We start from the raw sequence: 9,348 nt of genomic DNA on the forward strand, positions 1-9,348 counted from the left end.
GGCGCAAGTCGGCGGGTAGGGTCGTAGTGTGAGCATCTCCGTATGGATGAGTGGGGCGGATGTCGGCGAACAGCTCGTCGGCGTGTTCCAGAACCCCAAACTTCTCCTCGGCATCCCGCTGGCACTCGCGGGTGCGGTCTTCATGTCGCTCGGGGCGCAGTATCAGCACCGCGGCGTCGAGAAGGTGGAGCGTCTCAGCGGTGCCGACGGCGCGACCGGACTCAGCATGGATCAGGTCAAGCGCCTGCTCACGCGCCCGTCCTGGCTGATCGGCACCCTGATGCTCGGCCTTGCGATCATCTGCCAGCTGGCTGCGCTCTCGCTCGCGCCGCTGATCGTGGTCCAGCCCCTCGGGGCGATCGCGCTCGTGATCACCACACTGCTGAACGCGCGGATCTCCGGGCACACGCCGACCAGGCAGTCGATCACGGCGATCGTGTGCTGCGTGGGCGGCATCTTCCTGTTCGTCTCGTTCGCCGCGATCTTCGCGACGGAGAAGGAGATAGCCGACCTCGAGCTGTTCACGATCCTCGCCGTACTGCTCGTGGTGATCATCGTCCTCGGGGCCTGCTGGCTCATCCTCCGGCACCGGATGCGTGCGCTGTTCTACGTCGTCGGCGCCGGCATCCTCTACGGTTTCGTCGCCACGCTCGCGAAGGCCGTGATCAAGCGCATCGAGGCCGCGAACTTCGAATGGATCACGCTCGTCTGCGTGATCGCGCTCGTCGCCGCATCCGTGGTCGGCGCCTACTTCGTGCAGACCGCCTACAGCTCCGGCCCGCCCGACCTGGTGATCGCGGGTCTCACCGTGGTCGATCCGCTCATCGCGGTGCTGATCGGCATGGTCGTGCTCGGCGAGGCCGCCGCAGCGCCCGGCTGGGTGCTCGTGATCTTCGGCGTCGCCGGCGCCATCGCCGTCTGGGGCGTCGTCGGACTCGCCAGGTATCACCCGCAGGTTCTCAGCGAGAGCCAGGGCCTCGGCATCAGCCGGGGCAGCTCGGGATCGTCTCCCCACCACCCGGACGATCCGTCCGCCGGCCGGGGGATCCAGCCTCAGTAGGCGGGATCGATGAGGTCGGGGGAGACCTCGGACGCCGCAGCCTCGTCGACGAAGAAGATCGTCCGCTTGCGGCCCTTCGCGCCGGCAGCCGGCACGCTCGTGTAGCTCGCGCCTGCCAGGGCGAGGCCCAGAGCCGAGGCCTTGTCTGCGCCGGTCAGCACCAGCCACACGCGCTTCGAGGAGTTCAGCACCGGACGGGTCAGCGTCACCCGCTCCGGAGGCGGCTTGGGCGAGTCGCGAACCGGAAGTGCCGCGGCATCCGTCACCGTGACCTCCGGACGATCCGGGAAGAGCGAGGCGATGTGGCCATCAGGGCCGACACCGAGGAAGCACACGGCGAACGACGGCCAGGGATTCTCCTCCGTGCCGAATCGGGCGAGCTCCGCCGCATAGGCGGATGCCGCCTCGTCGAGAGTCAGCCCGCTGTCCGAGCCGGCGACCTCGTGCACGTTCTCGGCGGGCACCGGGATGCGGTCGAGCAGCGCCTCACGCGACTGCAGGGCGTTGCGGTCGGAATGATCGCGCGGCACGAAGCGCTCGTCGCCCCACCAGAAGTGCACCAGCGACCAGTCGATCTGCGCGGCTCTCGGATCCTCGGCGGCGGCACGCAGCACCGCACCGCCCATCGAGCCGCCTGTAAGGGCGACGTGGGCGATGCGGCCGCTGCGAGTTCGTGCACGCAGACGTGTGAGGAACCTGTCGGCCACCCTGGCAGCCACTGCCGCGGGAGTGGCTGCGACCACGACCCGCTTCTCTGCGGACGCTGTCTGCATCGACATCATGCTCCTGTCTCGGGCGGACCCAGCTTCTCCCAGCCCTCGGTGATGACTCGACCGTACAGCACATCGGGGTCGAGCCGTCGCAGCTCCTCGGCGAGGCACTCCCGCAGCGTGCGGCGAGGCAGGTGCAGGTCGTGATCGGGCTGATCCGGCTGCGTCAGCACGGCGATCCCGGGCGCCGGACGCTCCAGCAGGATGTCTCCGGCCGCGCGCGTCAGTCGCACCGACTTGATGCCCTCCTGCCAGTGCTCCGGGTCCTCGTACGACCAGCGCACCGGCACGTCGAGAGCCATCTGCAGCCATGCGGCCAGCAGGGCGGTCGACGGCGAAGCCGAGGCTCCGCGCACCTCGACTGCGGTGACCTCCTGGTACGGCGGCTGGTCGAGGACAGCGGCGAGCTGTTCGCGCCAGTGCGTGAGACGGGTCCACGCGAGATCGGTGTCGCCGGGCGCATGCGTCTCGCCCAGCAGCGCGAGACGACCGCGCACGTCGGCCGCGGTGGCGGCATCCGTGATCCGCCGCTGCGCGATGCGCCCGAGCGGAGAGGCGGCGGGGGAGGCCGGGGCCCCTTCCGGCCACCATGCGACGACGGGTGCGTCCGGCAGCAGGAGACCGGTGATCAGGCTCTCCTCGTTGCTCGCGGCGTCGCCGAAGGCGCGGAGCACCACGACCTCGCTGGCGCCGGCATCCCCGCCGACGCGGATCTGCGCGTCGAGGCGCGCCTCGCCGTCTCCGGTGGTGAGCACGATGACGCGCATCGGGTGCTCGCGGGATGCGTCGTTGGCCGCGTCGATCGCCGCCTCGGCCACGCCGTTGCGCGCCGAGATGACCAGGGTGAGCACGCGTCCGAGAGCGACCGCGCCGCCCTCTTCGCGCACCTTGACGAGCTGCTTCGCGACCTGGCTGACGGTCGTGTCGGGAAGGTCGATGATCACGGGCGTCTCCAGACTCGTCCGTCGCGGGCCAGGAGGTCGTCGGCGGATGCCGGACCCCACGAGCCGGGCGCGTACTGCTCAACAGGGCCGGGCTCGGCGGCCCAGAACTTCTCCACCGGGTCGAGGATCTTCCAGGAGAGCTCGACCTCCTCGTGCCGCGGGAACAGCGGCGGGTCGCCCAGCAGGACGTCCAGGATCAGGCGCTCGTACGCCTCGGGGCTCGCCTCCGTGAATGCGTGGCCGTAGCCGAAGTCCATCGTGACGTCGCGGACGTTGGTGCCGTTGCCAGGCACCTTCGAGCCGAAGCGGATGGTCACGCCCTCGTCGGGCTGCACGCGGATCACGAGCGCGTTCTGCCCGAGCTCGGATGCGTTGGAGCGGCCGAACAGGTGCTCCGGTGCGCGCTTGAAGACGACGGCGACCTCGGTCACGCGCCGGCCCAGTCGCTTGCCGGTGCGCAGGTAGAACGGCACGCCCGCCCAGCGGCGCGTGTCGATCTCGAGCTTGATCGCGGCGTAGGTCTCGGTGGCCGACTCGGGGTTCATCCCCTCCTCGTCCAGGAATCCGGTGACCTGCTCTCCGCCCTGCCAGCCTCCGGCGTACTGTCCGCGTGCCGTCGCGAGCGACAGGTCGTCCGGAACGTGCACGGCGGCGAGGACCTTCTCCTTCTCGGAGCGGAGATGCTCGGCCGAAAGGCTGATCGGCTCCTCCATCGCGGTGAGGGCGAGGAGCTGCAGAAGGTGGTTCTGGATGACGTCCCGCGCGGCGCCGACACCGTCGTAGTACCCGGCACGACCGCCGACGCCGATGTCCTCGGCCATCGTGATCTGCACGTGGTCGACGTAGTTGCGGTTCCAGATCGGCTCGTACAGCTCGTTCGCGAAGCGCAGCGCCAGGATGTTCTGCACCGTCTCCTTGCCGAGATAGTGGTCGATCCGGAAGATCGAGTCCGGTGAGAACGCGACTTCGAGGGCGGCGTTCAGCTCGCGCGCCGACTCCAGATCGTGCCCGAACGGCTTCTCGATCACGACGCGACGCCAGCACTCGTCGTCGTCGCTGTCCTCGCCGACGAGCCCGGATTCCTTGAGCTGCTTGGCGACCTGCGGGAAGTCCTTCGGGGGGATCGACAGGTAGAACGCGTGGTTGCCCATCGTGCCGCGCTCGGTGTCCAGCTTCTCCACGGTCTCGCGGAGCTTGCGGAACGATTCGGGGTTGTCGAACTCGCCGGACACGAACCGGATGCCCTGCAGCAGCTGGGTCCAGGTCTCCTCGCGGAACGGGGTGCGGGCGTGCTGCTTCACGGCGTCGTAGACGACCTGGGCGAAGTCCTGATCCTCCCAGTCGCGGCGGGCGAAGCCGACCAGCGCGAAGCCGGGAGGGAGGAGGCCGCGGTTGGCCAGGTCGTAGACGGCGGGCATGAGCTTCTTGCGTGACAGATCGCCGGTGACCCCGAAGATCACGAGGGCGCTGGGCCCTGCGATCCGGTTGAGGCGGCGATCATCGGGGTCACGCAGCGGGTTGTGCCCGCGCGAGATGGGAACAGACATCGGTGGGGGATTCTCCAGGCTGTTACTTCTGGGCGGCTTCGAACAGGGTGAGCACGTCGGCGGACGAGTCGGTGATGGTGAGCGAGACGACGGGGCGTCCATGCTCGGCGAGGACGCCGGCGTCGCCGGCTGCCTGTGCCTCGATGAGCTGCCCGAACGTGAACGGGCGGTCTGGGATCTCGAGATCGACGTCGGTGCGCTCCAGGATCTGCAGGAACACGCCCTGGGCAGGTCCGCCCTTGTGGTACTGACCGGTGGAGTGCAGGAACCGCGGACCCCAGCCGAACGTGGTCGGGCGGCCGGAGTCGGCGGCTACCAGTTCGCGAAGGCCCTGCAGCTGGGGCACGTCGAGACGGTTCACGTACGCCTGGATCGAGACGTAGCCGTCCTCCGAGAGCTGCGCCCAGAGCGCGTCGAGGACGCCCTCGACGGTTCCGGACACGGCGAGGGCGGGATCGGAGACGCGAACCTCGACGCCGCTTTCCACGAACGCCGGAGCGGTGGGCTCCGGGCGCGCGTCGAGCAGGCCGCGCGCGGCGATCTTGGCCGACTCGACGTCGGGCTGGTCGAACGGGTTGATGCCGAGCAGGTACCCGGCGATCGCGGTGGCGTACTCCCAGACGACGAACTGCGCGCCGAGCGTGCCGCTGACGAGGATCTCGCCCTCGTGGCGCTCGCTCAGGTGGAACTCGTTCGCGTCGTCGACCAGACGCACGATCTGCAGGTCCGCCGGCGTGCTGTCGAGCTCGGGCGACACCGGGAGCAGGACGACGGGGAGGATCCCGGTGCCCGCCTTTCCGGTGGATTCCGCGATGAGCTGCTCGATCCAGTCGGGCAGGCCGTTGATGTGCGTGCCGTCGGTGATCAGGCCGAGCTTGTCGCGACGGGGCTTCGTCGAGGCGATCGCCGCAGCGAGTCGCAGCGCGGGGTTCTCGGCGGAGTCGACGGCGACCTGCAGCAGCGAGGATTCGGCCTCGTCCAGCAGCTCGCCGATGTCGACGCCCGCGAGGCCCGACGGCACGAGGCCGAAAGCGGTGAGAGCCGAATACCGGCCGCCCACGTTCGGGTCGGCGTTGAAGACGCGGTAGCCGGCCTCACGCGCGGAGGCGTCGAGCGGGGAACCGGGGTCGGTGACGACGACGATGCGCTCGGCAGGGTCGATGCCGAGGTCGCGGAAGGCCGTCTCGAAGGTGCGACGCTGCGAGTCGGTCTCCACGGTGGATCCCGACTTCGAGGAGACGACGAGCACCGCGTTCTCGAGCCCGTCGTCGAGAGCGGCGAGGACCTGCCCCGGCGCCGTCGAGTCGAGGATGGTCAACGCCACGCCGGCGGTCTGCGCGATGACCTCTGGCGCGAGGGATGAACCGCCCATGCCTGCCAGCACGACGCGGTTGACGCCCTGGGCCTTCAGCTCAGCGCGCAGGGCGGCGATCTCCGCGACGAGCGGCCGGGAGACGGTGACGGCCTCCACCCACCCGAGGCGGATCGACGCCTCGGGCTCGGCCTCGGGGCCCCACAGCGACGCGTCGCCGCCGGTGATGCGCGAGGCGACGAGATCGTGCACGAGTGCCGGCACGGTCTCATCGATCGCCGCGCGGGGGGCGCCCGAGGTGTGGATGGAGAATGTCATCGCTGGGTGTCCAGCGCCCCGGCCACCTGGGTGAGCAGGTCGTGCCACGAGTCGATGAACTTCGCGACACCCTCGTCTTCGAGCACCTGGGTGACGTCGGCGAAGTCGATGCCGGCGTCCGCGAGGCCGGCGAAGACCGCGCGGGCCTCCTCGTAGCCGCCGGTGATCGTGTCGCCGGCGACGACGCCGTGATCGAAGGTCGCCTCGAGCGTCTTCTCCGGCATCGTGTTGACGACGCCGGCGGCGACGAGCTCGGTCACGTACAGGGTGTCCGGCAGCGCCGGGTCCTTCACGCCGGTCGAGGCCCAGAGGGGACGCTGCGGGTTGGCGCCGGCGGCGAGCAGCGCCTGGGCGCGCTCACCGGCGAAGGTCTGCTCGAACAGCTCGTACGCGAGCCGGGCGTTCGCGAGACCCGCCTTGCTCTTCAGAGCCTCCGCGGCATCCGTCCCGACCGTCGAGAGGCGCTTATCGGTCTCGGTGTCGACGCGGGACACGAAGAAGGAGGCCACCGAGTGAATGCTCGACAGATCGATGCCGGCCGCCTTCGCCGTCTCGAGTCCGGTGAGGTACGCCTCGATGACCTCGGCGTAGCGCTCCAGGCTGAAGATCAGCGTGACGTTGACGCTGATTCCCGCGCCGATCGCCTCGGCGATGGCGGGCAGGCCGGCCTTGGTCGCGGGGATCTTGACGAGAAGGTTGGGGCGGTCGATCTTCGCCCACAGCTGCTTGGCCTGCGCCACGGTGCCTGCGGTGTCGTGCGCGAGGTCGGGGGAGACCTCGATCGAGACGCGGCCGTCGACGTGGCCGGAAGCCTCCCAGACCGGGCGGAAGACGTCGAGTGCCGCGCCGACGTCCTGCGTGGTGGCCGCGAACACGGCCTCCTCTGCGGTGGCGCCGGATGCGGCGAGCTCGGTGACCTGCGCGTCGTACGACGTGTCATCCGGGTTGGTGATCGCGTTCGCGAAGATCGTCGGGTTGGTGGTGACGCCGACGACGTCGCGGGTCGCGATCAGGTCGGCGAGGTTGCCGGAGGAGATGCGTGTGCGGGACAGGTCGTCCAGCCAGATGCTGACACCGGCGGCGGCGAGGTCTGCGGTGGGGGTGCTCATGAGTTCTCCTTGATGGTCTCGCGGGCGGCCGCGATGACGGCCTCGGTGGTGATGCCGAACTTCTCGAACAGGGTCTTGTAGTCGGCTGAGGCGCCGAAGTGGTCGATGCCGACCGAGCGTCCGCGGTCACCCACGATGCCGCGCCAGCTGAGGACGGATCCGGCTTCGACGGAGACGCGGGCGGTGACGGATGCCGGCAGCACGCTCTCACGGTACGTCTCATCCTGCTCGTCGAACCACTCCAGCGACGGGGCGGACACGACGCGGACGTTGATGCCCTCCTCGGCGAGCGCCGTGCGGGCGTCGACCGCGAGCTGCACCTCGGAGCCGGTGGCGACGATGATGACGTCCGGCGAGCCGTTCGGGGCGTCGGCCAGGACGTAGGCGCCCTTGGCGACGTTCGCGGCGGACGCGAAGGTGTCACCAGCGGCGTCGCCTTCGCCGCGCTCGAACACCGGGATGTTCTGACGCGTGAGTGCGATGCCGGCCGGGCCCTCATGGCGGCGGAGGATCTCCAGCCACGCGGCGGCCGTCTCGTTGGCGTCGGCGGGGCGGACCAGGGTGAAGTTCGGGATCGCACGGAGGGTCGCGATCTGCTCGACCGGCTGGTGGGTCGGGCCGTCCTCGCCGAGCGCGACGGAGTCGTGCGTCCAGACGAAGATGCTGGGGACGTTCATCAGGGCGGCCAGGCGCACAGGCGGGCGCATGTAGTCGCTGAAGATGAGGAACGTGCCGCCGAACGCGCGGGTCGGGCCGTGCAGCACGATGCCGTTGATGATCGCGCCCATCGCGTGCTCGCGGATGCCGAAGTGCAGCACGCGGCCGTACTCGCCACCCGACCACTCGTGGGTGGACCACTCGGCGGGGATGAAGGACTTGGCGTCCTTGATCGTGGTCAGGTTCGACTCGGCGAGGTCGGCGGAGCCGCCCCACAGCTCGGGGAGCTCGGCGGCGAGGGCGTTGATCACCTGGCCGGATGCGGCGCGGGTCGAGACGTCCTTGCCGCTGGCGAAGACGGGCAGGGCGGACTCGATGCCGGCGGGCAGCTCGCGTGCCTCGAGGCGGTCGAGCAGAGCCTTGCGCTCGGGGTTCGCCGCGGCCCAGGCGTCGAACGACTGCTGCCAGGCGGCGCGGTCCTCGGCGGCGCGCTCGGCGAGACCGCGGGTGTGGGCGATGACGTCGTCGGCAACCGCGAAGTGCTGCTCCGGGTCGAAGCCGAGGACCTTCTTCGTGGCTGCGAGCTCGTCGGCGCCGAGTGCGGAGCCGTGGATCTTGCCGGAGTTCTGCTTTCCGGGCGACGGCCAGCCGATGATGGTCTTGAGGATGATCAGCGACGGCTTGTCGGTCTCGCCCTTGGCGGCCTCGATCGCCGCGTGGAGCTCCGCGACGTCCTCGACGTACTCGCCGGTCTTCTTCCAGTCGACGGTCTGGACCTGCCAGCCGTAAGACTCGTAGCGCGCGGCGACGTTCTCGGTGAACGCGACGTTGGTGTCGTCCTCGATCGAGATCTGGTTCGAGTCGTAGATCGCGATCAGGTTGCCGAGCTGCTGGTGGCCCGCGAGCGAGGATGCCTCGCTGGTCACGCCCTCCTGCAGATCGCCGTCGCCGGCGATCACGTAGACGAAGTGGTCGAACGGGCTGGTGCCTGCTGCCGCCTCCGGGTCGAACAGGCCGCGCTCGTAGCGGGCGGCGTAGGCGAATCCCACGGCGGACGCGAGACCCTGGCCGAGCGGTCCGGTGGTGATCTCGACGCCCTTGGTGTGACCGTACTCGGGGTGACCCGGCGTGAGCGAGCCCCAGGTGCGAAGCGCCTTGAGGTCATCGAGCTCCAGCCCGAAGCCGCCGAGGTACAGCTCGACGTACTGCGTGAGCGAGGAGTGGCCCGCGGAGAGGATGAAGCGGTCGCGGCCGAGCCAGTCGGTGTCGGCCGGGTCGTGGCGCAGCACGCGCTGGTAGAGGAGGTAGGCGGCGGGTGCCAGGCTCATCGCGGTGCCGGGGTGGCCGTTGCCGACCTTCTCCACGGCATCCGCAGCCAGAAGGCGCGCAGTGTCCACCGCGCGCCGATCGATCTCATCCCACTGCAGTTCCGACACGGTGATGCCCTTCTTCAACAATCATCGAAGGCGCCCGGGCTGCAATATCGCGGTCCGCTACGTTACGGAAGAGGGTGCTTGAGCGCCGGGCGCGCGAGTGGTTTCAGCATAGCGGTGCGTGTCACCGCGTTACTCCGTCTTACAACGTCTCACATCGTTGGAAAAGTCCATGTGAAGTGGAGGACCGATCGCGCC

7 protein-coding genes are annotated in these 9,348 nt (G+C 69.6%); 1 reads left to right on the top strand and 6 read right to left on the bottom strand.

Annotation, left to right across the window (positions count from 1 at the left end; translation table 11 throughout):
• Window positions 1-46: 46 nt before the first annotated feature.
• Entirely contained in the window at window positions 47-1,060 is a 1,014-nt protein-coding gene (locus tag IPV10_RS11320) for a DMT family transporter (protein ID WP_207483902.1), read from the top strand.
• On the opposite strand, the gene pgl is transcribed toward IPV10_RS11320, so the two are convergent.
• Genes pgl through tkt form a run of 6 tightly spaced genes read right to left on the bottom strand, consistent with a single transcriptional unit; the run spans window position 1,054 to window position 9,153 of the window.
• The gene (gene pgl / locus IPV10_RS11325; RefSeq protein ID WP_207483884.1) at window positions 1,054-1,842 is read right to left on the bottom strand and encodes a 6-phosphogluconolactonase; all 789 of its coding nucleotides are present in this window, start codon (window positions 1,840-1,842) and stop codon (window positions 1,054-1,056) included. The two genes, IPV10_RS11320 and pgl, sit on opposite strands and share 7 nt — an antisense overlap.
• The gene (locus tag IPV10_RS11330) at window positions 1,839-2,774 is read right to left on the bottom strand and encodes a glucose-6-phosphate dehydrogenase assembly protein OpcA (protein WP_207483886.1); all 936 of its coding nucleotides are present in this window, start codon (window positions 2,772-2,774) and stop codon (window positions 1,839-1,841) included. Before IPV10_RS11330 ends, pgl begins: the two co-directional genes overlap by 4 nt.
• Complete coding sequence (gene zwf / locus IPV10_RS11335) at window positions 2,771-4,321, bottom strand: glucose-6-phosphate dehydrogenase (RefSeq protein ID WP_207483888.1); 1,551 nt, start codon at window positions 4,319-4,321, stop codon at window positions 2,771-2,773. Before zwf ends, IPV10_RS11330 begins: the two co-directional genes overlap by 4 nt.
• Window positions 4,322-4,343: 22 nt before the next feature.
• The gene (locus IPV10_RS11340; RefSeq protein ID WP_207483890.1) at window positions 4,344-5,951 is read right to left on the bottom strand and encodes a glucose-6-phosphate isomerase; all 1,608 of its coding nucleotides are present in this window, start codon (window positions 5,949-5,951) and stop codon (window positions 4,344-4,346) included.
• Window positions 5,948-7,060 (bottom strand): transaldolase, encoded by a 1,113-nt coding sequence (gene tal, locus IPV10_RS11345; RefSeq protein WP_207483892.1) that lies wholly within the window; start codon window positions 7,058-7,060, stop codon window positions 5,948-5,950. Before tal ends, IPV10_RS11340 begins: the two co-directional genes overlap by 4 nt.
• Window positions 7,057-9,153, bottom strand: coding sequence for a transketolase (gene tkt, locus IPV10_RS11350; RefSeq protein WP_207483894.1), 2,097 nt, complete (start codon window positions 9,151-9,153; stop codon window positions 7,057-7,059). The genes tal and tkt overlap by 4 nt, the downstream gene beginning before the upstream one ends.
• Window positions 9,154-9,348: the final 195 nt, after the last annotated feature.

The organism is Microbacterium sp. SD291 (assembly GCF_017355365.1).
In the GTDB taxonomy this organism is placed as follows: Bacteria; Actinomycetota; Actinomycetes; order Actinomycetales; family Microbacteriaceae; genus Microbacterium.